The sequence below is a fragment of the Prevotella veroralis DSM 19559 = JCM 6290 genome, from assembly GCF_000377625.1.
GTDB lineage: Bacteria > Bacteroidota > Bacteroidia > Bacteroidales > Bacteroidaceae > Prevotella > Prevotella veroralis.
In genome coordinates this window covers 86,412-109,107 of the sequence record NZ_KB898332.1, presented here as the reverse complement: position 1 = coordinate 109,107, position 22,696 = coordinate 86,412, and the positions used below count along the sequence as shown (strand labels likewise).

General features: G+C 45.2%; 18 protein-coding genes. 14 read left to right on the top strand and 4 right to left on the bottom strand.

Annotated features, from left to right (window positions below; genetic code table 11):
- Positions 1-31 precede the first annotated feature (31 nt).
- Positions 32-499: a hypothetical protein gene (locus D464_RS0108440; RefSeq protein WP_018911014.1), complete on the top strand. Its 468-nt coding sequence runs from the start codon at positions 32-34 to the stop codon at positions 497-499.
- A 46-nt stretch (positions 500-545) separates the two neighbouring features.
- On the opposite strand, the gene D464_RS0108435 is transcribed toward D464_RS0108440, so the two are convergent.
- The 3 genes from D464_RS0108435 to dgt all read right to left on the bottom strand — a co-directional run bounded on the left by D464_RS0108435 (position 546) and on the right by dgt (position 6,697).
- Positions 546-3,926, bottom strand: a complete 3,381-nt coding sequence (locus D464_RS0108435) for an AAA domain-containing protein (RefSeq protein ID WP_026284670.1) — start codon at positions 3,924-3,926, stop codon at positions 546-548.
- A 359-nt stretch (positions 3,927-4,285) separates the two neighbouring features.
- The gene (locus D464_RS0108430) at positions 4,286-5,281 is read right to left on the bottom strand and encodes a YqiA/YcfP family alpha/beta fold hydrolase (RefSeq protein WP_018911012.1); all 996 of its coding nucleotides are present in this window, start codon (positions 5,279-5,281) and stop codon (positions 4,286-4,288) included.
- Positions 5,282-5,359: 78 nt separating this feature from the next.
- Entirely contained in the window at positions 5,360-6,697 is a 1,338-nt protein-coding gene (gene dgt / locus D464_RS0108425) for a dGTP triphosphohydrolase (RefSeq protein WP_024985952.1), read from the bottom strand.
- Between the two features lie 227 nt (positions 6,698-6,924).
- On the opposite strand from dgt, the gene dut reads away from it, so the two are divergent.
- The 8 genes from dut to D464_RS0108385 all read left to right on the top strand — a co-directional run bounded on the left by dut (position 6,925) and on the right by D464_RS0108385 (position 16,534).
- Positions 6,925-7,362 (top strand): dUTP diphosphatase, encoded by a 438-nt coding sequence (dut, locus tag D464_RS0108420; RefSeq protein ID WP_018911010.1) that lies wholly within the window; start codon positions 6,925-6,927, stop codon positions 7,360-7,362.
- Positions 7,363-7,384: 22 nt separating this feature from the next.
- Entirely contained in the window at positions 7,385-9,121 is a 1,737-nt protein-coding gene (locus D464_RS0108415; protein ID WP_018911009.1) for a tetratricopeptide repeat protein, read from the top strand.
- Positions 9,118-10,026: a DUF4292 domain-containing protein gene (locus tag D464_RS0108410; RefSeq protein WP_018911008.1), complete on the top strand. Its 909-nt coding sequence runs from the start codon at positions 9,118-9,120 to the stop codon at positions 10,024-10,026. Before D464_RS0108415 ends, D464_RS0108410 begins: the two co-directional genes overlap by 4 nt.
- On the top strand, positions 10,027-11,988 hold the full coding sequence (locus D464_RS0108405) for a murein hydrolase activator EnvC family protein (protein ID WP_018911007.1): 1,962 nt from the start codon (positions 10,027-10,029) through the stop codon (positions 11,986-11,988).
- Between the two features lie 816 nt (positions 11,989-12,804).
- Complete coding sequence (locus D464_RS0108400; protein ID WP_018911006.1) at positions 12,805-14,613, top strand: AMP-dependent synthetase/ligase; 1,809 nt, start codon at positions 12,805-12,807, stop codon at positions 14,611-14,613.
- 59 nt (positions 14,614-14,672) lie between these two features.
- Positions 14,673-15,791, top strand: a complete 1,119-nt coding sequence (prfB, locus tag D464_RS0108395; RefSeq protein WP_018911005.1) for a peptide chain release factor 2 — start codon at positions 14,673-14,675, stop codon at positions 15,789-15,791.
- Between the two features lie 105 nt (positions 15,792-15,896).
- Positions 15,897-16,037 carry a hypothetical protein gene (locus D464_RS13735; RefSeq protein ID WP_004384556.1) on the top strand — a complete coding sequence of 47 codons (141 nt, stop codon included), beginning with the start codon at positions 15,897-15,899 and terminating at the stop codon, positions 16,035-16,037.
- Positions 16,037-16,534, top strand: a complete 498-nt coding sequence (locus tag D464_RS0108385; RefSeq protein WP_004384557.1) for a CYTH domain-containing protein — start codon at positions 16,037-16,039, stop codon at positions 16,532-16,534. The genes D464_RS13735 and D464_RS0108385 overlap by 1 nt, the downstream gene beginning before the upstream one ends.
- Here the strand turns inward: D464_RS0108385 and D464_RS0108380 are convergent.
- The gene (locus D464_RS0108380) at positions 16,494-16,886 is read right to left on the bottom strand and encodes a VanZ family protein (protein ID WP_018911004.1); all 393 of its coding nucleotides are present in this window, start codon (positions 16,884-16,886) and stop codon (positions 16,494-16,496) included. The genes D464_RS0108385 and D464_RS0108380 overlap by 41 nt on opposite strands.
- 71 nt (positions 16,887-16,957) lie before the next feature.
- On the opposite strand from D464_RS0108380, the gene D464_RS0108375 reads away from it, so the two are divergent.
- From D464_RS0108375 to D464_RS0108350, 5 genes are all read left to right on the top strand, one after another.
- Positions 16,958-18,319, top strand: a complete 1,362-nt coding sequence (locus D464_RS0108375; protein WP_018911003.1) for a sodium-dependent transporter — start codon at positions 16,958-16,960, stop codon at positions 18,317-18,319.
- A 54-nt stretch (positions 18,320-18,373) separates the two neighbouring features.
- Entirely contained in the window at positions 18,374-19,345 is a 972-nt protein-coding gene (locus D464_RS0108370) for a helix-hairpin-helix domain-containing protein (protein WP_018911002.1), read from the top strand.
- Between the two features lie 560 nt (positions 19,346-19,905).
- The gene (locus D464_RS12595; protein WP_036908826.1) at positions 19,906-20,106 is read left to right on the top strand and encodes a hypothetical protein; all 201 of its coding nucleotides are present in this window, start codon (positions 19,906-19,908) and stop codon (positions 20,104-20,106) included.
- Between the two features lie 33 nt (positions 20,107-20,139).
- Positions 20,140-21,735 carry a hypothetical protein gene (locus tag D464_RS0108355; protein ID WP_018911000.1) on the top strand — a complete coding sequence of 532 codons (1,596 nt, stop codon included), beginning with the start codon at positions 20,140-20,142 and terminating at the stop codon, positions 21,733-21,735.
- A gap of 289 nt (positions 21,736-22,024) precedes the next feature.
- Entirely contained in the window at positions 22,025-22,498 is a 474-nt protein-coding gene (locus D464_RS0108350) for an HU family DNA-binding protein (RefSeq protein WP_018910999.1), read from the top strand.
- Positions 22,499-22,696: the final 198 nt, after the last annotated feature.

Below are 22,696 nucleotides of genomic sequence, written 5' to 3'. Positions count from 1 at the left end.
GACGATAATTAACTTCTAAATAATTAACATTATGTCTAAAGATTTAAAGAAATGGGGGTATGTCCTCCTCGCCAGTGTCTTCACATTAGCAATGTGTTTCAGCTTTGTTTCTTGCAGTAGTGATGACGATGACGACAACAAAATCAGTCCAGTACTTTACAGCGAGTTTAATGGTGAAGCCTCTATCAATTGTCCGCTTAGCCTAACGGGAGAGTTTGTTGGGATATCCATTCCATTGAGTCAGCTGGGAAAGCAGGTTGATTTGACCCAATCAGGAGACTGGACAGTAGGTGGATCTGTCGTAAAAGGACTCTATACCTACGATGATCATTTCTTCCAGCAGGGCAGCTATGTCTATCTTCGTCGCATTGATGAGCACCACGTCGAGATGCGTTTTAAGTTCGTATGGAAGAACGGATCGAAGAGTGGAGAGTACAAGGGCAAGGTGACAACACGCAAGGATGCGTTAGACTGGGCTCGTCGTAATCAGAATAATTAATCTGTATTTCAAGTAAAGTTTCGCTAAGATGAGTCCTTATCTCATCTTAGTGAAACCTTACATAACCGTCTTTTTCTTTTATGTAATCAATCAGTTCGGCAAAGAGTTGGTTCTGTCTTAACGTAGACTCATTGCCTGTTAAGATGAGTTGTTTGCGTGCCCTTGTGATAGCAACATTCAACTTTCTGTCTATTGGTTGCCCCTCTTCATAGAACGTGTTAGCCGTTAGGAAATCGAGTTGATAACGACTCTGAATCGTGAAGGAATAGAGAATTACATCACGTTGACTACCTTGATAGCGTTCCACAGTGTCTATGCTAATACCCTCCAGAGCAGGAATCTCCAGCCGCTCTATCTCTTTTCTAATCATAGCAATCTGATTCCTGTATGGAACGATGACTCCCACCGACTTCTGTGGGTCGAAGTTCTTACTCATTTGTCGGAACAATCTGCGCAATAGGTCAGCGATGATTCGTGCCTCGTCAGTGTTTACCTTTTCTGAAATGTTCAGTTGCTTGCAAGGCATAGAAGGAATGAAAATCATGCGATGTGCCTTTAGCGTATTGTCTAAAGCATCTTCGCTCTCCTCGTTATAAGATAGTTCCGTTTCCAACTGATGTGCTAACGGCACACATTCCAGCTGTTCCTTTGCATAGAACTTACGATTAGCAAAGTCGGCAATATCGGGGTGCATGCGTCCTTGCTTGTGTAGTGTCCCTATGAAATCGGTTCTTCCTGCTGCCCTTTCGTTGAGGATGAGGCGTTCAAATAGGGAGTTGGCGCACGATGAAAGATGGATGTTCTCAAGTACAGACGATGTTTCCTCCACATTCGCCTCCCCCTGCTGTTGCACCACGGCTGGCAGTTGTTTATGGTCGCCTACCAGTATAAACCGATCTATCGCACGCCCTTCCTCCTGTCGGGCAGTCAGTATTCCCACGATATTTGGCTCTAGTATTTGGCTCGCTTCATCAATGATGACGAGGTCAAAGTGCTTGATGTTAAAGAGAGCCGAACGACTATTCATCGTCGAGGTTGTGGCTACGATGATTTGCGCCTCTGATAGGGTGGACTTAATACTATTGAGAGTTGTATTCTCATCGAGCACCTCTTGCAAGAGATGGTCACTATATTTCGAATCGCAACTATACTCATTACCAATGCGGATGTAATCTAGCTCGTGCTCAGAAAGCATATTGCATATCTCGTCAACAGCACGATTCGTGTAAGCAAGGAGGAGGATAGAGCTTTGACCATTGACCTTTGACCATTGAACTTTGGGCTTTTCAGCCAGTTGCTCACGCACAAGATATTGCAGAGCCTGCGAAGTCTTACCCGTTCCAGGAGGACCAATCAAGAGGAAGTAGTCCTGTGCCTGCTTTGCTTTCAAGATGATTTCATCGTAATCGGGGTGGTAACTACGCGACAAAACAAGGGATTTGTCAGCACGTGGCGCACGCTGTCCAAGGAGTAATTGCCGCCGTTCCACATCAGAGGTGATGAAGGTATAGAGGCTACGAATAGCCGATGTGCCCCCAATATCGCTCCCTGCATGCTCTAAGGCAAAGCACTCTCCAGCTATAAGATTCGGGTTCTGTTGCCCGTCGTTGAGGTGCACTACGATAGACGAAGTATGTATCTCTTGTAAAGAGCCTTTGAAGAGAATGCTCTTACGCACGTCCGGTTCCTCATTCTTCTTATACGCATAGAGATAAACCATGTCCCCCCTGCGGAAGTTCGGGAGGAAGTCTATGCCCTGTTGCTGTACGTTGAGCGTAATAGTATCATATCCGTTGAACGAGCTACTACAGCTCTTATCCGTTATCGTAAGTCCCGTGTAGATATTTCCCGTATCCTTCTTCTCCGCCAGAGGCATATTCCAAAGGTCGGCATTACTATTCCCCACACCCTCTTGTGCGCCCACCTTCGATACCAGTTGCTCCTTAATAACGAAAGTCATCATACGTGTGAAGTAAGCACGCTCCAGTTCGCTTAGCTGATGAAGGGGTGCGAGCACCTCCGTAAGTTGTGGCAAAAGGTATCGTTGATAGAACGCATCATTCTGCTTCTCAACATTCAGCACCTGCGGAGTCAGTAGTGGCAATAAACGATGAAAGCCATTCTCCGCTATCCAATACTCCGTTGCCACGGCTTGATTACGGAACTTCATCGCCTCACGAATGAGCTTTTGTAGCGGTTCAACCTCAAGTAACCCGTTCGGGAGAGGGTATTTCGAATACATCAATTCTATGTGTGCATCCTTCGGATTCAGCTGGAAGTTGTATTGCAATATACCATAGTAAAGCAAGAGTTGCACGTAATGCTTCTCCACATGGAGCGAGCCATGCGGGTTCTTATACTGCCTTTCAATAAAGATATTCTTACCAGATTTCTGCTCAACTAACAGCTTTAAGTCGGTTGTCATGAGGTCTATTCGTCCCTGCAAACCTAATCGTTCGCATACGAATGACGGCTCCAAGATGGCTTTCTCACGCTCGAACGACTGGAATAACTCGTTGACTATCTCCTGAATATTCGTAACCTGTTGTTCAGCGGCTTGCTTAAACTCTACTGCATTGAAGTCGGGACAGGTGGCAAAGTCCAACGCCTTCTCTCGAAAGTTCGAACGGAAGGTGTCCTTAATGGTATAGTCTGTGGGATGATTGATGATATCGTCGAGTGCAGAACCCGCAAAGTTACCCAGTACGATATGCTTGTTATTAGGTCGCTCGCCCATCCGCTTTACCGTAAAGAGCAGTGGGTGGTGCCCATAACTCTCAAAGCAATTAGCGATGGAGGATATGTCTACGAGATAATCAGGCTCTACGACTATCAGACGTGGAACCACCTTCTTGCGTGTGACAGTGCAATCAAGCAAGTTGAGTTGCATTCCCTCACGCAGAAGAGAGCGCAGATAACTAAAGTCCACATACTCGGCTGTGTTCATATAGTCCACCGTCAATAACTCCTCACTGCTGTCTTGATTGATTACGGCAACCTGTATCGTCTGCTCATCCCATTCCCTAACAATGCAACGGATGTATCGGTAGTTCGCAATCTGTATGTTCTCCGTGATGCGCCCGTGCGTTGGCAGCTTGCCCACAAGCGTATCGGGGATGGCTTCCTGGAATACGGCAGAGACGAAGAGGGCGAGTGCTCGACAATCATAAGCGATGTCGTCGGGCAGAATAGGTGCTGCGGAATTGCTGTGCCGACGCATTTTGTGAATCGCCACAACGTCCTTCGGCGCAATGTGATGCAGTTTGCAAAGAGCTTCCACCTGCGATGAGAGGTTTCCAAAACCATGTTTCGTCTCTTTCAATCCCTCGTAACACGCTATGATAAGCGTCTCATGCATAATGCGTGCTTGGGCTTCTGACGGAGCCGTGAGAATATCAGCAATACGTGTGAAGAGTTCGTGTGCCATCGTTGATAAGCCTTTCTTGTTTCTCTGATTGTTGTTGTTGATGATGTTGCGGAATATGGTTTCCCCTTTTCCTGTGTGTGAGTTGGATTGTTTTACCATACGCTTCGCAATCGTTTCTATTACGTTTCCCAATCGAATATCGTGCTTCCCGTGTTAGTTTCATCGTGATGAAACCAGTGTCTCATCGTGATGAAACTTGTGTCTCTTCACGATGAAACGAGTGTCTCATCATGATGAGACAACAATAATGCACGTTAGAAACGAATGAGAAGTACGTTCCAAACGAACGAGAAGTACGTTCTAAACGAATCGCAAGCATATTAGAAATGAATCGGAAACACGTTGGTAGTGCGCCTAAATCATTGTCCGCCCAATCGTTCAAAGTAAGTGATAACGTCTTCCCACGTCTTAAATTCGTCACTACCAAAGCGGAGTGCCGTACCGAGGAAGTCGTCATGGGCTGTGCTACTAATAAGGTAATCGCCGTATAGGAGCTGCGGTTGGTTGGTGAAAATAGCGTGATTCCATGCCGGCGCACTGAAGGTTTCCGCTATCCAAGCCTGTTGTTCGCTGATAGCAGAGGGCTGATTGGTGGGCGCAGGACAAACGAAATAGACGTTGTAATTGTCGAGTAATAGTTCATAAGCCTTGTGTAAGCTCGACTTCGGTTTGCCGTATGCGTCCGCAAGCGTATCCTTGTCGATGAGAACCGTGCGCCGTTCGCGCCCCTCCTGTCGGTCGTCAATCCATCGGATAACGGGCATGAGATAATGGAAGATAGCCTTCTCAATGAGCCGATGTTCGCCGTGGAAGTGGATAGCCTGTGGGTAATGCTGGCTGAAGAGATTGAATGTGTGTACGATAGGATCAGCGTCGCCGAATAGTCCGAAGACACGTTCTTGCTCCTTGGCGTCAACCTGCTTGAAGCAATTCTCCGTCATATCCTTGTACTCCTTGACGAGAGCTTTGGTCACGATGACCTCTTGTATTCCGTCTTGACGTACGTTCTGGAATACTTGCTTGCCCATCATATTGCTCTCGGTGATGGTTGCGCTCATCTGAAAAGCAGGGTTCACGCAAATGCGGTCGGTGCCATATAGCATCTCGGTGTACATTCCGCCCATGGAAGTACCTATGATTAAGTCGGGTTGCTCGGCTTCAACAAGATTCCTAAGGAGCGCCATTGCCTCTTCTGGATGTATGGGTAAGTCGGGTGCAATGACGGTTGCTTGGGGCATATAGTCCCTTAGTATTTGTGCTGTGTGTGTGGAACCGGCTGACATGAAGCCGTGTACATAGATGATTTTCTTCCCTACCATGAGGTCGGGGAAGGTCTTTTTATATTGATTTTCCATTGTTCTTTATTAGGAGTTAGGGGCGTGATACTTAGGAGTGTCATCCCTCTTTGCCTTGTGGAAAGGCGGGGACGGGGGCTAAACGATGGGCAGACTGATACCATTTATCTTCTGGTAGATGTCTAAGGCATAGATGTCTGTCATGCCACTGATGTAGTCTAAGACAGCCATAATGCGTGTTTCAAGATCCGAGCTTTGGATGTCATACTGACTGGAGAAGCTCCGGATGAGTTGTTGACTGTGGAAGTGGTTAGGCTCCACAGCCGCTCCAATGAGTGCCTCCATCAGTGTTTCCATTATCTTATAGCCTGATAACTCTACGTCAAGGACGGTTTTACTGCGATAGATACGGTCTACTGACACCTGTGAGCAGTGCTTGTAAGCCTGTCGGGGGAGCTCTGATATGTGTTCGATGAGCGAGCCCTTGAAGGTGCCTGATAGTATCTCCGCCTCGTGTTCGACAAATGCTTTGACACATTCAGCCTCTAATAAACCAACGGCACGTGCCCGGAAATAAACCACTTGCTCGTTCCTATCGGTCACACCTTCCTCCTTGATGTTCTTACGAATCGCCGCCCTCGTGGCTTCGTCGAAGAACCCTAATAGCAAGTCGGTGGTCTCCTCAAAGGATAAGAGCTTGAGCTTGTGTGAATCCTCGATGTCCATAATCTCGTAACAGATATCATCCGCAGCCTCCATGAGGTAGACTAATGGGTGGCGCACGTACTTGATACCCTCTGCAGAACATTCCTTCTGCATGATACCGAGTTCCTCCGCTATCTTCTTGTAAGTGTCTTGTTCGGTTTGGAAGAAGCCGAACTTCCCATGTTTGCCTGCGTAAGACGAGCTGAAAGGATACTTCACAATACTTGCCAAGGTGGTGTATGTCATTACAAAGCCGCCCTCCCTTCGCCCGAGGAAACGATGCGTCAATAGGCGGAAAGCATTGGCATTACCCTCAAAGTGGGTGATGTCATTCCAGAAACGAGAGCTCACATGCTCCTGCAACGCCTTGCCTTTGCCCTCAGTGAAGAACGACTGAATAGCTTTCTCACCACTATGTCCGAACGGCGGATTGCCCATGTCATGCGCATAACAAGCCGTTTGGACAATCGTTCCAATCTCTTCAAAGAGCGTACCACGCAACTCTGGATGTAGTTCCGTTAGTCTATGCGCCACGTCATCACCGAGCGATTTGCCTAAGGATGCCACCTCAAGCGAGTGAGTGAGACGATTGTGCACAAAGACACTACCTGGGAGTGGGAACACTTGGGTCTTGTTTTGCAGTCGACGGAAAGGTGCGGAATAAATCAGGCGGTCGCTATCACGCTTAAATTCAGAGCGGTCGTCGTGCCTTAACGCATGTCTTCTTTCTTGTCCAAGACGCTTGTTGGATATGAGTTGTAGCCAGTTCATGAGGCTTGCTTGTGGTTGGTTTGAAGCTAATGACATGTTCCTAAGGGTGTTGAATATTGAATGTTTGCAATAGAGCGATAGATGTTCTACAATGCATCTATCCGCTTGTTATGCCTTGAAAAGGCATTCGCAAAAGTAATTAAAATTGGCTAAAAACCATCTTTTTACGTACTAAAAATGTATGAATGTGGCATTAATTGCTTAATTTTGTACCTTATTATATAGCGATGATAAAGATTAAAGTAATCAATAAAGGGCATCAGCAGCTCCCTGCTTATGCTACTTCTCAGAGCGCGGGGATGGATCTCCGTGCTAATATTGAAGCCCCAATAGTGTTGCATCCAATGGAGCGCAGGCTCATTCCAACAGGCTTGCATATTGCTTTGCCAGTTGGTTATGAAGTGCAGGTACGCCCTCGCAGTGGTTTAGCCTTGAAGCATGGACTGACTGTTTTGAACACTCCTGGTACCATAGATGCTGATTATCGGGGTGAGATAATGGTCTTGTTAGTGAACTTCTCAACTGATGACTTCACCATTAACGATGGTGAGCGGATTGCCCAAATGGTAATTGCTCGTCACGAGCAGGGGGAGTTCGTGGAAGTGGAAGAGCTTGACGAGACAGAGAGAGGAGAAGGCGGCTATGGTCATACGGGGGTAAAGTAAGGTAAAGGAAAGGATAGATCTCATGTTTGATAACTTCAGATATATAACCACTAACATGCGTAATACACTTCTTGCATTGGCTTTGCTGGGTGGCTCGGTGGCTACACAAGCAGCAGAGAAGGATAGTCTTACCATTGCAGACTACTTCTATCTCGAAGGACTTCGACAGCAGGAAATGGGAAATCTAACGGCTGCTTACGATCTTCTTAGGCATGCACACGACTTGAATCCACGCTCGGCAGCGGTTTACTATCAGTTGGCTGGCTACTATGTCAATATGAAGAACGATGCTTTAGCACGTACTTACTTTGAGAAGGCAGCGTCACTGGATCCAGAGAATGCCACTTATCAAGAGAAGCTCGGACAGTTATATATCACGCAGAAAGACTATCCGAATGCCATAAAAGCATACGAGCTTTTGTACTCCTCCAATAAGACTCGCGTTGATGTCTTGCAACTTCTCCTTCAGTTATACGGCTCTCAAAACGACTACAAGAAGATGATTAACGTCCTTGATCGTATAGAAGTTCTTGAGGGGAGTAGCGAGCAGATCTCATTGAGTAAGATGCAGATTTACGAGCAGATGGGCGATAAGAAGAAGGAGTATGAGTCGCTAAAGTCGCTCGTTGATGAGCACCCGCTTGAGCTTGACTATCGTGTGATGTTCGGTAATTGGCTACTGCAGAATGGTAAGAAGAACGATGCTTTAAAGGAGTATAAGAGTGTTTTGAAAGAGGAACCCAATAACGCACTTGCAAAGCTATCCATGCTTGATTACTATCGTTCCATTAAAGATCAAGCAACCGTAGATGAGCTTACCAACGAATTACTTCAGTCTCCGAAGACAGAGAAAGAGACGAAGATGACACTCCTAAGAAACATCATTTCGAGTGACCAACAAGCGAATATCTCTGATAGTGCAAAGGTCATGAATCTATTCTCCCTGGCACTTTCTACGAAACAGGAGGATGCCGACTTGATTATGATGAAGGCTGCTTATATGGCAATGAAGAACATGCCTAAAGCAGAGATCAATCATGTTTACGAACAAGCCATTGATGTGGAACCCGATAACTCACGTGCTCGATTGGCATTGATACAGAATATCTGGGCAACAGAAGACTATGATAAGGTAATAGAGATATGCCGCCCTGCCATTGAATATAACCCTGATGAGATGGCTTTCTATTACTTCAAAGGCATGGCAGAGTTCCAAAAGCACGACATTGATGCGGCACTTGAAACATTTAAGAAAGGCGTAGGACAAATAAAAGAAGATAGTGATCCAGAGATTGTGTCAGACTTCTATGCAATTCTTGGAGATATCCTTCATGAGAAAGGAAAGACGTCTGAAGCCTTCGCAGCATACGACAGTTGTTTAAAGTGGAAAGCGGATAACTATGGTGCTCTGAATAACTATGCTTACTATCTAAGTGTGGCGAATAAAGACCTTCCACGGGCTGAACAGATGAGCTACAAGACGATAAAAGCAGAGCCCAATAACGCTACTTACCTTGATACCTACGCTTGGATTCTTTTCCAGCAGCAACGTTATGAGGAGGCAAAGATATACATTGACCAGGTACTGCGCAATGACAAAGACCCGAGTGGGGTTGTACTTGAGCATGTGGGAGACATCTATATGAAAACTGGCGATACACAGAAAGCATTGGAGTATTGGCAGAAAGCAATAGAGAAAGGCAATGATAGCAAAGTATTGAAGGATAAGTTACAACAAAAGAAATACATAGCAGGATGAAAAGAACTAAGATATTACTTGCAAGCATGGCAACGTTAGTGTTGGCATCGTGCGGTACACATAAAGCCATAGTAAGGCAACAACCAGTCTTAAAGACAACTCCCAGCGAGACTCCTCGTGCGTCAGTTGATTCCACGAAGTATAAGTTAGCCTTTGTGCAGAATATTGCTGACTTGGCTCTCTACCAAAAGAACGTGGTGTCAAACCTCTCTTTTACCATTAATAATGGGCGTAAGGACATCACAGTTCCTGGTATCTTGCACATGAGAAAGGATGAGGTTATACGTTTACAACTGCTTATTCCGCTCCTTCGCAGTGAAGTGGGACGCATTGAGTTTACGAAAGATTACGTTCTTTTCATCGACCGCATCCATAAGCAATACGTAAAGGCAAGCTACGATGAAGTGGGCTTCTTGCGCGATAATGGCATTAACTTCTATACCCTCCAAGCTTTGTTTTGGAACCAGTTATTCATTCCTCGTCAGCAAAGAGTTGCCGAGGCTGATATGTCGAAGTTCTCTGTTGATTCCAAAAGATGGGAAGTTGATGGTAGTGCACACATTCGTTTGAAGGATGGGAAGATGTCTTATGACTGGGTAATACCCGCTGAATACCGTTACATCTACAACACTCTTATAACGTATAAGAGCTCAACTCATGGAACATCAGAACTCTCTTGGCTTTATAGAGACTTCAAACCCTTTGGCTCGAAGATGTTCCCTGCTACACATTCAGTCACTATCAAGACACCAGCTATTGGTTCACGACCAGCCAGGGAACTATCGGCTACATTTGAACTCAACGACTTTAGCGATGCAAGTGATTGGGAGGCTTTTACCCAACCATCAGATAAGTACACTAAAGTAAGCGTGGAAGAGATACTCGGCAAACTAATGAACTTTTAAATGAAACGTCTTTATCTTTTATTCTTATTATCGACAATAGGTATGTTGACAAGCTATGCGCAACATACTAAAAAGCATAAGGTGCAGCAGAAAACGGCTGTAACTCAACCTGTACAAGCCAAGCCTTCTGTTGGTAAAGAGCAGAAGCAAGCATCGACAAAAGGGCATCAACAATCCGTAAAAGTACAACAGGCTCCTATAAAAGGACAACGTCCTATGCCTGTAAAAGGGCATCAACCAACTCCAGCAAAGGGGCAACAGGCTGCTCAAGTACCTGCGAAACAACCTTTACACGGCAAGGTGAATCCTCGTAACGGGCGTAACGTAAAGCACAAAGCGAAGTCTCCTGGATATGTAACCACCGAAGAGATCAAAGGTTTGCAACAGCAGAATCAGAAGTTGCAAAAGGAGATTAAGGAGCATGAAGAGGAGATGAAGGTCAAGCAAAAGGATGTTGATACACGATTGGAGAAGATCGTTCGCCTCGATACAGAGATTGGTCAGCATCAAAGAACGATTGATACTATCGCCACAGACATCAAAGGCTTGGACAGTAACATCGGTATATTGAAAGGTCAGTTGGCGTCTTTAGAGGCGCAACTAGGCGAGCGTCGCACTCGTTTCATCCGTTCCATGCGTTACATGGCACGCCATCGTAGCATTCAAGATAAGCTTATGTTCATCTTCTCTGCCAATAGTTTGACGCAAATGTATCGTCGTTTGCGTTTCGTTCGGGAGTATGCAGCTTATCAGAGGGCGCAAGGTGAGTTGATAAAAGCTAAACAACAGCAAATTGATCAGAAGCATTCTCAGTTAAAGGAGGTACGTGTTGACAAGTCGACCTTACTCTATAAGGATAAGAAGATACATGCTCAAATGGAGCAGAAGCGTGTTGAACAGCAGACGGTTGTAGCCTCTCTTCAACAAGACCAAAAGGTTCTTGAAGGTGTGATAGCACAACGCCGCCAACAACAGCAGGCGTTGAACGCACAGATAGACCGCCTTATTCAGATTGAAATACAGAAGGCTCGAGCTCGTGCCATAGCAGAGGCTAAGGCGCAAGCGGCCGCTCGTGCAGCTGAAGCTAAGAAGCGGGCGGAGGAGATAGCACGCAGGAAAGCGGCGGCAGAAGCGGCTGCGCGTGAGAATGCAAAGCGTATTGCGGAAGCCAAGGCACGTGAAGCTGCAGCGAAGGCAGCGGCTAAGGCTGCTGCAGAAGCGGCTGAGAAAGCACGTCAAGCGGCTGCAGCAAAGGCCGCAGCAGTGCGTGCTGCTGCCGAAAAGGCACGTCAGGAAGCCTTGCAAAAGGAGCGGGCTGCTGCCCGAGAGCGTGCTTTGCGCAAGATTGAAGAGCGTGAGGCTGCCGCTCGTGAAGCACAGGCAAAGGCTGAGGCAAAGGCTGCTGCCGATAAAGCACGTGCTGATCAGGCAGCTCGTGAGGCTGAATCAAATCGTGCAGCTGCCGAACGTAAGGCTGCAGCCGACCATGAGCGAGCAGAGAGAGAGGCTGCAGCAGCAAGGGCGTCAGCTAATAATAACAATGAGATGTTAAGCTCTGCCGACCGTGCCATGACCGGTAACTTCGCCAATAACCGCGGTCGTTTGCCAATGCCGCTATCGGGTCACATTGTTAGTCACTTCGGTCAATACAATGTAGCGGGGATGTCGAATGTGCGCCTGCATAACGATGGTATCAACATTAAAGGTGCTCCCGGAAGTGCCGTCCGCAGTGTCTTTATGGGCGAGGTGAGCGGTGTCTTCATGGCAGGAGGAATGAGTGTCGTGATGATCAGACATGGTATTTACATTTCGGTATATGCCAATTTAGGTTCTGTCAGCGTTAGTCGAGGACAGAAAGTAGGTACTGGTCAGACGATCGGAACGGTTGGCTCAAGTGGTATCCTCCAATTCCAATTGCGCAAAGAGACGGCTAAGTTGAATCCAGAGCAGTGGTTAAGATAATATAAGGTAATGTATTCCTAAGCCCTTTCAAGGGAGGGGATGTGCCTAACGGAACGAGGTTGTGTGCCATGTTAGGTGCGAGTGTCGGGAGTGATGAGGCAGTGCCTTGTTAGCAGGAATACATGGAGTGTATAGAAGGAAACGCCCTCTTCCATTTGACGAGGGCGTTTCCTTGATATGAAGAGAGCCTTTCTTCACATGAAGGAAAGGCTCTCTTTGTTTTTATCTATTGCCTATCTTTATTGAATATAGTGGTACAAAGTAGGGACAGACGCCCTCGTCTGTCCGCTATGAAAGAAGGATATTTCGGACAGACGAGGGCGTCTGTCCCTACTTTGTAGCACCCATTTGGATAGAAAGAATCATCTAAACTAACTTCCGTTAGGCACTCCTCCCCTTGGGGGAGGCTGGGAGGGGTTTCCAGACGAGGGCGTCTGTCCCTACTTTGTAGCATCCATTTGGATAGAAAGAATCATCTAAACTAACTTCCATTAGGCACTCCTCCCCTTGGGGGAGGCTGGGAGGGGTTTCCAGACGAGGGCGTCTGTCCCTACTTTGTGGTACTACGCCAGACAGAATAAATAACTCGTTTAGCTATTAACTTGTTAACTCGTCAACTTTATCTCATCATCCTTTTGATTTAGAGAGAGGCTCTAAGTGTATAAGAGATATGTTCTTGTTCAGAACTTAATTGTTCTATTCTCAACCTTAATCGTTCGAATACTGCGAGCGAAGGAAATATAATTTATTATCCAATTATTTCCTTCTTTGCAGATAAATGTTTATCTTTGCGAATATAAAAAAATACCAATAGCAATGCAAACAAACTGTCATCTCTCCGTTCTTATACATGAGCAAGCCAAGAAATACGGCTCTAAACCAGTATTGACATTCCGTAACTTCGGTAGTCTGGAGTGGAGAACCATTTCATGGAATCAGTTCTCTATGCGTGTAAAGCAGGTTTCTAATGCCTTACTAAACTTAGGAATGAATCCGCAGGAAACCATCGGTGTGTTTGCACAGAACTGTGTTCAGTATCTGTACACGGACTTTGGTGCTTATGGCGTGAGGGTAATTAGTATTCCTTTCTACGCTACCAGCTCTGAGCAACAGATACAATATATGATTCAAGATGCTGCCGTTAAGTATCTTTTCGTTGGTGAACAGGAGCAGTACGACAAGGCACATCGAATCGCAACGCTATGTCCTTCGCTTGAAAAGATAATCATCTTCGACCCAAGTGTACGCATTAGTTCGCATGACCCAAATAGTATCTACTTTGAAGACTTCCTTAGATTAGGGGAAGGGTTACCGCGTCAGTCGGAAGTAGAAGACCGTTGGAAGCAATCTAACTATGAGGATATTTGCAACATACTATACACCAGTGGCACCACAGGAGAGAGCAAGGGCGTTCTCTTGACATATAAGATGTATCATGCAGCTTTGGTCGCTAATAATAAATGTGTACCTGTTACTGAGAAAGACCGAGTAATCAATTTCCTCCCATTGACGCATGTCTTTGAACGAGGATGGGCTTATCTGTGTTTGTCGGAAGGTGCACAACTGATAGTGAATACCTATCCGAAGGAGATACAAGACAGTATGCGAGAGACTCATCCAACGTGTATGTCGGCCGTACCACGCTTCTGGGAGAAGGTATATGTTGCTGTTAAAGCCCGCATGGAAAGCTCAAGTGCAATGCAGCGTAAGCTCTTTTATCATGCACTGAACGTTGGTAAGAAGCGTAATATCACTTATCTGGCTCGTGGAAAGCGTGTTCCTCTTGCATTAGAGATGGAATATAAAGTGCTAAACAGAACTGTTCTCAGTTTGGTGCGTAAGCAGTTAGGATTGGAGAATCCTAATATCTTCCCAACAGCAGGTGCATACGTGTCGCCAGAGGTGGAGGAGTTTGTGCACAGCATTGGTATTGATATGATAGTAGGATATGGACTGACAGAGAGCCTTGCTACGGTAAGTTGCGATCATAAGGGCGAACCTTTCACGGTTGGTTCGGTAGGTCGTCCTATCGAAGGTATACAGATTAAGATTAGTGATGAGGGTGAGGTAATGCTCAAAGGAGACACGATTACACCCGGATACTTCCGTCGTGAGGCTCTAAATGCCGAAGCCTTCGATGCTGATGGGTTCTTCCATACAGGTGACTCGGGCTATCTGAAGGATGGAGAGTTGTTCTTGAAGGAGAGAATAAAGGATCTTTTCAAGACATCTAATGGTAAGTATGTAGCACCACAGATGATAGAGTCAATGCTTTTAGTTGATAAGTTTATCGAACAAGTGGCTGTTATTGCAGACCAACGGAAGTTTGTTTCAGCTCTTATTGTCCCCGAGTTTACGGTCTTAGAGGAGTGGGCTAAGCGACAGAATATCACCTTTGAGAGTCGTGAGGAGTTGTGTGCAAATAAGCAAGTGAATGAGATGATGCACGAGCGTATCGATACTTTGCAACAGAGACTGGCTTCTTATGAACAGATAAAACACTTCACCTTATTGGCACATCACTTCTCTATGGAGAGTGGCGAATTGACCAACACATTGAAACTAAGACGTGCGGTTGTGAATAAAAACTATCAGGCTGTGATAGATAAGATGTATGAAGAGTAAGGCGGATAGCCTATATTTGTGAGTTAGAAGAAGACAGTTGAGGGAATAAAAGTATAACGATGATAACAGCAGATCAGCTTAAAGACATAACAGAACGTACTGACGCACTACATAGATACTTAGGTATTGACGAAAAGCGAATCGAATTCGAAGAGGAGCAACTACGCACACAAGCACCCGACTTTTGGGATGATCCGAAGCGTGCGCAGGAGCAGATGAAGAAAGTAAAGGACATTGAGAAGTGGATAAAAGGCTATGATGAGGCTCGCAGTCTGACTGATGAAGTGCAGTTGGCATTCGATTTCTATAAGGATAGTCTCGTAACTGAAGAGGAAGTTGATACCGCTTATAACAAGGCATTAAAAGCGATCGAAGACCTCGAACTAAAGAATATGCTCCGTCAAGAGGAAGACCCGATGGAGTGCGTAATGAAGATTAACTCCGGTGCAGGAGGTACCGAGAGCCAGGACTGGGCATCAATGCTCATGCGTATGTATATGCGTTGGGGAGAGGCTCACGGGTACAAGGTTACTATCTCAGATATACAAGAAGGAGATGAAGCCGGTATAAAGAGTGTGACCATGAAGTTCGAAGGTGGAGAGTATGCCTATGGGTATTTAAAGAGCGAGAATGGCGTCCATCGCCTCGTTCGCGTTAGTCCATTTAATGCACAGGGAAAGCGTATGACGAGCTTTGCCAGTGTATTTGTTACGCCACTGGTAGACGATACTATAGAGGTATATGTCGATCCCGCACGTGTTAGTTGGGACACTTTTAGATCGAGTGGAGCCGGTGGGCAGAATGTCAATAAAGTTGAGTCTGGTGTCCGCCTACGCTATCAGTACGAGGATCCTGATACAGGAGAACAAGAAGAGATCCTTATCGAGAACACAGAGACAAGAGACCAACCTAAGAACCGCGCAAAGGCTATGCAGCTCTTAAAGTCGCAACTCTATGACCGCGCAATGAAGAAGCGTATGGAGGAGCAAGCCAAGATTGAGGCTGGAAAGAAGAAGATAGAGTGGGGCAGTCAGATACGTAGTTACGTCTTTGATGATCGACGAGTAAAGGACCATCGAACCAACTATCAAACCTCTGATGTGGATGGTGTTATGGATGGAAAGATCGATGATTTCATTAAAGCCTACTTGATGGAGTTTCCCGTTGAAGAGCAATGATGAGTGAAAGAGTTATCCTATATAATATGAACCTTTGACCGCTTGCTGTTCGATAAACCGAATAGGTCATGTCGACAAAAGTAGGTCTTTTAAAATTGAATACCTATGAGTGAAAGAAGTAAAGTGAACCGTAAGGCTCGTGAAGCGAAGCAAGAAAAGCAAGCAAAGCGTGTTGTCTTTTGGATTGGTGCAGTCTTGATTCTTCTTACGTTAGCGTATGTAATTGTCGTAACAGTTAATAGTTGATGAGCGGACTGGAGATAGAAAGAAAGTTCTTAGTGCATAAGCGGATGGATTGGAAGTCCCTTGCAAGCAGTTGTAGTCATATACAACAAGGCTATTTTGCGGCTGTCAATACTGTTCGTGTGCGTATTCGAGACAATAAGGGATACCTTACTATAAAGGGACCATCGCGTGATGGAGGCTTATCTCGTTATGAATTTGAGAAAGAAATAAGCTATCAAGAGGCTCAACAACTTATGGCTCTATGCGAACCAGGCGTTATTGATAAGCATAGATACCTTATTGAATATGCTGGACACACGTTCGAAGTGGACGAGTTCCATGGAGATAACGAAGGACTTGTTATGGCGGAGGTGGAATTGAAGCGTGAGGATGAAGCCTTTGAGAAGCCTGACTTCATAGGAAAAGAGGTTACGGGCGATCGTAGATTCTATAATTCTCACATGCGGAGAGCCCCTTTTATCCTTTGGCGTAATACTTTGCCAGAAGAATACCGATAAGCAATGCGAGGGTAGAACCGATCCCATCAGCGACAAAATCAAGCCATTCTCCACTGCGTCTACCGCCTGTGCAGGTGGCTTGCAACACTTCTATAATGCCTCCCATGGCTATTGGAAAGAGCCAGATCCAGTAAATAAGGCTGCTGAGTTTGGCTTTTTTCATTGCTCGGAGCTGTTCCGTCAATATGAGCAGACCTAATACTAGATACAAGGCAGCGTGTGTCCACTTGTCGATTAACGTCACATGGCTTAATGGACTATCGGGGATTGGTATGAAGCAAAGAATCCAGATAATCACAATAAACGCACAACTGAATCGGTAATGAGTTAGTAAATTCTTCATAAAAAGCATATTTTACTTCTAGATTGATACAAAGATAGAGAATTATTAGTAATTTTGTACAATCTAAAAGGGAATATTTTATGTCACAACAAAATAGAGTTAAGTTTGCAAGTAAGTTAGGAATGATCCTTGCAACAGCAGGAGGTGCAGTTGGGTTAGGCAATGTCTGGCGTTTTCCCTATATGACAGGGCAGAATGGTGGAGCCGCTTTTATCCTTATATATTTGGCTTGTATCCTTCTATTAGGGCTTCCTTGTATGATTAGTGAGTTCATCATTGGGCGTCATGCGGCATCTAATACGGCTCGTGCCTATAGTAAGTTGGCAAATGGAACAGCGTGGAAATGGGTTGGATTCTTAGGTGTTCTTACGGGCTTTCTAATAACAGGTTATTATGCAGTAGTGGCTGGTTGGTGCTTACAATACAGTGCGGCATCAGCAATGAATAGCCTTCATGGAACGCCAGAGTTCTTTAAGTCTTACTTTGCAGACTTCTCCACAAGTGGATGGAAGCCTATCTTGTGGGTCATAGTCATCCTTTTTATAACGCATTATGTGATTATTCACGGTGTAAGAAATGGTATTGAGCGGGCTTCAAAGATTATGATGCCAGTTCTATTTATTCTTTTGTTGGTGATAGTAGTGGCTGCTTGCTTGCTACCAGGAGCCTGGAAAGGTGTTGACTTCCTGTTGCGTCCGGACTTTACAAAGGTTACGAAGGATGTATTTCTTGGTGCGCTTGGGCAGTCGTTCTACTCTTTAAGTATTGCCATGGGCTGTATTTGCACCTATGCTTCCTATTATAGTAGGCAGACAAAGCTGTTAAATTCGGCAGTACAGATAGCTTCTATAGATACATTAGTGGCTATTTTAGCAGGTTTAATCATCTTTCCTGCGGCCTTCTCTGTGGGTGTCAATCCAGGTAGTGGTTCTTCGCTCGTCTTTATCACCTTACCCAATGTTTTTGAACAGGCGTTCACTGGATTGCCAATAATAGGATATTTCGTTTCATTCTCCTTTTATATCCTACTCTCATTAGCAGCTCTTACATCGCTGATATCGCTCCATGAAGTGAGTACCGCATTCTTTCAAGAGGAGTTACACATATCCCGTTCGCGCGCAGCAATGATCGTTACAGGCTGTTGCATATTGATTGGAGTTCTCTGTTCGATGTCTTTAGGACAATGGAAGTTCCTTAATATTGCTGGTCGTGACCTCTTTGATGTGTTCGACTTTGTGACTGGACAAATCTTCTTACCCGTTGGAGGCTTGTTAACTTGCCTGTTCTTGGGTTGGTATGTACCGAAGAAGGTTGTAAAAGATGAGTTCACGAACTGGGGCACAATACGTGGAACTTTCTTTGGAGTGTATTACTTCTTAGTGCGTTATGTATGTCCTTTAGCTATATTGATGATCTTCTTACACCAATTTAATGTGGTGTAAGAAGACATTAATAGACAACCTTTACCTTGATTGAAAACCTATAATAAATACGTTATGAGCCTTAAATCATTCTTTTATTTACAACGGTCTGACCGGAAAGTCATTCTTAGTTTGGTCATATTAATTATGCTCTGCCTTATCACATCCGTCTTTATTGGTGAGCAAGTGACTGAAACTTCAGCTGTAGACGGAGATAGTGTGGTGCGGAAAGGATATTCTGCTCGTTCGCAACAAGGCATTCCTTATGAGGTAGTGACAGAATCGGGAAAGAGACTTTTTGCCTTTGATCCAAATACAGCAACAGCCGAGGAATTGCTGCAACTGGGATTATCTGAGTTTCAGGTACGTAATATCTTGAAATATAGAAGTAAGGGCGGTGTATATCGAGCACCGATGGACTTTGCCCGTCTCTATGGTCTTACACGCAAGCAGTATCGTGAGTTAGAACCTTATATAAGAATAGGTGACGATTATCAACCTGCTTCAACGCTTGCTTCTGTACAATCTTATATTGCGCAAAAGGAGGCAGATAAGCAAGCGGCACATGAGGCTTACGAACAATATAAGGCAACGAATACGTACAAGCCGTATGTCCATTCTACTCGAGATACGGTTCTTTACCCTTTGAAAATAAAGTTGGGCGAGCATATAAACCTAGTCTCTGCAGATACAAATCAGTTGAAGAAAGTGCCAGGGATAGGCTCTGGGTGGGCAAAGGCAATCGTTAATTATGGCAAGCGATTAGGTGGTTATGTTGCTACAGGGCAACTACTTGAGATTGAGGGATTCCCCGAAGAGGCGTTACCCTACTTCTCTGTGGTCAATCCTAAGCCTGAAAAGCTAAACTTGAACACGCTTTCTTTGGGCAAGCTACGCAGTCATCCGTATATAAACTTCTATCAAGCACGGGCAATCTGTGACTATCGTCGATTAAAAGGAAAGCTCACCAGTCTGTCACAACTCCAACTCTTAAAGGACTTCAATGCCGAAGCTATTGATCATCTTCGTCCTTATGTGGAGTTTTAATAATGGATAAATCCATGCGGAGCCAAGCCTTGTAATCCTCCTTCTAACCTCCCGCAACCTCTCCACACTTCCCCATAAACCCCTAGCAAACAGTACATTTCACTCCCCTCTCCATTCGGAGAGGGGTTGGGGGTGAGGCTGTAGAGGGGTCGGGGGTGAGGCTGGTTGGGGCGATTGTTGAGGCTTTTTTTTCTTTCTTTTTCCTTGCTCATTCCATTTTATCTTCTTACCTTTGCCGCCGTGAAAGAATTAGCAATGACATATCAAGTGAACGAAGTACTGCAAAGAATTATCAGATTCTTTGCATCTTTTTGCACTTTATCTTTGGTCAATCCAAATAATTTGCTAACACACACACACACACACACACACACACACATTCGCACCTAGCGTCTAATAACACATTTTTTCTTCTCGCATACGCGCGCGCGAAGCGTGCCGTAACCCCTGTAAACAAAGGACTTTTAGGAGTTTCCTTTGTTCGCTTTTTTATGCCCTTTTGTGAACTCGATTTAGAGCAAAATAAGAACGAAATGACAGCTATTTTAATCAAGAAAGTTATGAGAAAAGAACAAACTAAGAGGGATTATTCTGCACCTCGTTGCATGATAATCCAAGTAAGCGAGACCACTAATTTAATGGACACGTCTTTCCCAAGTCAGCATAGACCAGGACATCATGGAGGCACCATTTCAAGTGCAAAGGCTTCAATGCCATGGGAGGAAGACGAGGACGAAGAGAATCCATCATGGGAAGACTAACAGAGAGTTATTAACAAAACGAACAAAGTAACAATGAAGAAAACAATGAGACAACATTCATTTACAGCACGACTAAAGTCTTTAGCTGTCGTGTTTGGCATAGCGATGGCTTTTGCATCCTGCGCTAATGAAGACGTGGCACAGACCCCCACCAGCCCAAATGATGATAACGACAAGAACCTCACAACTTTCGTGGCAGGTGATGAAACAAAGACCCGCACCTCAATGGATTACAACAGTGGAGACTTCTATTGGGAAGCTGGCGACTATATCTACGTAAAGGACGACGACGGCACATGGCAGAAGAGCACGAATGCCCCAACAAGTAAGGTTGCAGCCTTTAAGTATAAAGTACCAGGTAAGTTTACAGCAAGTACAAGCTATAAGGTTTATTACTTGGGTAAGAATAGTAGCGGTAATGCCGTAACCATCTCTTCTACCCAGCAACAGACATCCCCAGACAATACGGAGCACTTCGGCACATCTGGTGACTATGGCTCTGCAACAGCAAACAAGGTGACAGGCAAACAGCAGTTCAAGTTTACACTTGAGCATCAACCAGCTTATCTTGTCTTTCAGCCTTACACAAGTAACACAGTCCTACAGAACTGCTACTTAAGAAAGATAGAAGTTACTTCCGACAATGATATAGCAGAAACTTACACCATTAACCCCAGTACGGATAATCTAGACGCTTCAGCAGGTGGCAAGCAAATTGTCTTGACTACAGGCGGTTGGAGTAGTAGTAGCAATCCTCACGGTTTCCCACTGACCAACAGCTCTGCCAGTAGAACTACCAACGGAGCTTACATGATAATCAAGCCAGGTTCCCATATATTAAGAGTGCGCTATTGGGTGAAAGATATAGTAACGAATGTAGAGGGCACTATCACAAAGTTGCTACCTTCTACAAACTACGTCTCAAACACTTACTATGACGTGACTGCTAACCTTAATACACGTGCTTACGACGGTAACCATTATTATATGTGGGATGCACAGGAACAATACTGGAAAGGTTATGAATGGACAAAGCACTTACCAGGAAACACAGGTCAGCCGACAGTCAATGGCGGTAGTTCACCAAACTACCCCCAGAGCAACACTGACCCTCGTTACTGGAACGAGGGTCACGGTTCACCATTTAATGCCACCCATTCGTGTGCAACTCTTCCAAACGCCAATGAGATGTCTTGGTATTGCATGTACGGCGACCCACGTTGGGACAAAGACGAGTTATGGACCACTATGGGTCATTTATATAAAGGTGGCATGTGGTTTAAGAAGAAGTCCGTGCTGCAAGCCGAGCATCATTACGACACAGAAAAATCTGCCGATAATACAACCGACATGCGTACAACATACAAGATCTACGACAACAGCAATAGTAGCATCAACAACTCCGGTCTCCTTTCCGCAGCCGATGCAAACAATTACTTCTACCTGCCCGCCTTGGGTTACTACGCCGATGGTCAGCTGCTCAACTTTCCCTATGAAGGCCTCTATTGGTCGTCAAGTTCTGACTGGTTGGGCAGCACCAGCACGTACATCCTGGCCTTCAGCAATGGTGGCGTCCACGTGACCTTGGGCCACCGCAACATCGGTCAATGGGTCGGGACGTTTAAGTAGTCCTTGCGCTTGCCCTTTACCGGTGTCGCCCTCTAAAAGGCGGAGTTTAATGCGAAAAAAAAGGACAAAATAGGGGTAAAAACAGGTCTTGTGTAACTAATTGGTAATCAACGCATTATAGAAGAGGGTATCTCGGTATAGGACTAAGACCCCCTCGGTATAGGACTAAGGGTACCTCAGTATAGGACCGAGGTACCCTCTGTAACGGACCGAGATAGACTATTACTTGAAAATAATTTACATATCGTTTGTTATAAATTTATTTATTAATCTTTAAAAGTTTGAGACTATGGCTTTTTTCAAGAAAGTAAAAAAGAAAATTACAGGTCTGTGGTATCCACAGGTAGTAGTCGTGGGGAAGCCCGTAACGACAGACCAAGTGGCTGACCGATTGGCACTGATTTCAACGGTGAGTCGTGGCGACACGTATGCTGTGCTGAAAGACTTAGGCGAAGTGATGGCATCCTTTATGGCAGAAGGTCGCACGGTGAAGTTGGAGGGCGTTGGTACGTTTTACTACACGATCAACGCCGACAAGGGAATTGCAAAACCAGAAGAAGTGACGGCAAAGCAGATTAAGAACGTCCGTGTCCGCTTTATTCCCGAGACTTCACGCACACAGAGCAATAAAGTTGCTACCCGTTCGCTAGTTTCAGATAATATTTATTGGGAAGAATGGAAAGAAGATAAGGAAAAGAAAAAGGAGGAGAAAGGAAAGACGGAAAAGGAGAATAAAGAAGAAGGAGGACCACAGGTAGGGTAAGACCTCCCCCAGCCCCTCAAAAGGAGGGGATGTGCCTAACGGAAGTTAGTTAGGATATTGAGAGACGGGAATGATGAGCAATGAAGGAATATGTCATTAAGAAATATGTCTTTATTCATTTTGTCTCTAGAACAAAGCCTGATTCCGAAGGCAAGCAAAGAAAAGACCATTTCTTTACTCGAAAGGAGTTCGGAAATG

Coding starts and splice junctions, on each gene's coding strand:
- D464_RS0108405 (WP_018911007.1), top strand. CDS start 10,027: ATGAAACGTCTTTATCTTTTATTCTTATTATCGACAATAGGTATGTTG.
- D464_RS0108375 (WP_018911003.1), top strand. CDS start 16,958: ATGTCACAACAAAATAGAGTTAAGTTTGCAAGTAAGTTAGGAATGATC.
- D464_RS13735 (WP_004384556.1), top strand. CDS start 15,897: ATGAGTGAAAGAAGTAAAGTGAACCGTAAGGCTCGTGAAGCGAAGCAA.
- D464_RS0108380 (WP_018911004.1), bottom strand. CDS start 16,886: ATGCTTTTTATGAAGAATTTACTAACTCATTACCGATTCAGTTGTGCG.
- D464_RS0108440 (WP_018911014.1), top strand. CDS start 32: ATGTCTAAAGATTTAAAGAAATGGGGGTATGTCCTCCTCGCCAGTGTC.
- dgt (WP_024985952.1), bottom strand. CDS start 6,697: ATGAACTGGCTACAACTCATATCCAACAAGCGTCTTGGACAAGAAAGA.
- D464_RS0108435 (WP_026284670.1), bottom strand. CDS start 3,926: ATGGCACACGAACTCTTCACACGTATTGCTGATATTCTCACGGCTCCG.
- D464_RS0108385 (WP_004384557.1), top strand. CDS start 16,037: ATGAGCGGACTGGAGATAGAAAGAAAGTTCTTAGTGCATAAGCGGATG.
- D464_RS0108355 (WP_018911000.1), top strand. CDS start 20,140: ATGAAGAAAACAATGAGACAACATTCATTTACAGCACGACTAAAGTCT.
- dut (WP_018911010.1), top strand. CDS start 6,925: ATGATAAAGATTAAAGTAATCAATAAAGGGCATCAGCAGCTCCCTGCT.
- D464_RS0108370 (WP_018911002.1), top strand. CDS start 18,374: ATGAGCCTTAAATCATTCTTTTATTTACAACGGTCTGACCGGAAAGTC.
- D464_RS0108415 (WP_018911009.1), top strand. CDS start 7,385: ATGTTTGATAACTTCAGATATATAACCACTAACATGCGTAATACACTT.
- prfB (WP_018911005.1), top strand. CDS start 14,673: ATGATAACAGCAGATCAGCTTAAAGACATAACAGAACGTACTGACGCA.
- D464_RS12595 (WP_036908826.1), top strand. CDS start 19,906: ATGAGAAAAGAACAAACTAAGAGGGATTATTCTGCACCTCGTTGCATG.
- D464_RS0108400 (WP_018911006.1), top strand. CDS start 12,805: ATGCAAACAAACTGTCATCTCTCCGTTCTTATACATGAGCAAGCCAAG.
- D464_RS0108350 (WP_018910999.1), top strand. CDS start 22,025: ATGGCTTTTTTCAAGAAAGTAAAAAAGAAAATTACAGGTCTGTGGTAT.
- D464_RS0108410 (WP_018911008.1), top strand. CDS start 9,118: ATGAAAAGAACTAAGATATTACTTGCAAGCATGGCAACGTTAGTGTTG.
- D464_RS0108430 (WP_018911012.1), bottom strand. CDS start 5,281: ATGGAAAATCAATATAAAAAGACCTTCCCCGACCTCATGGTAGGGAAG.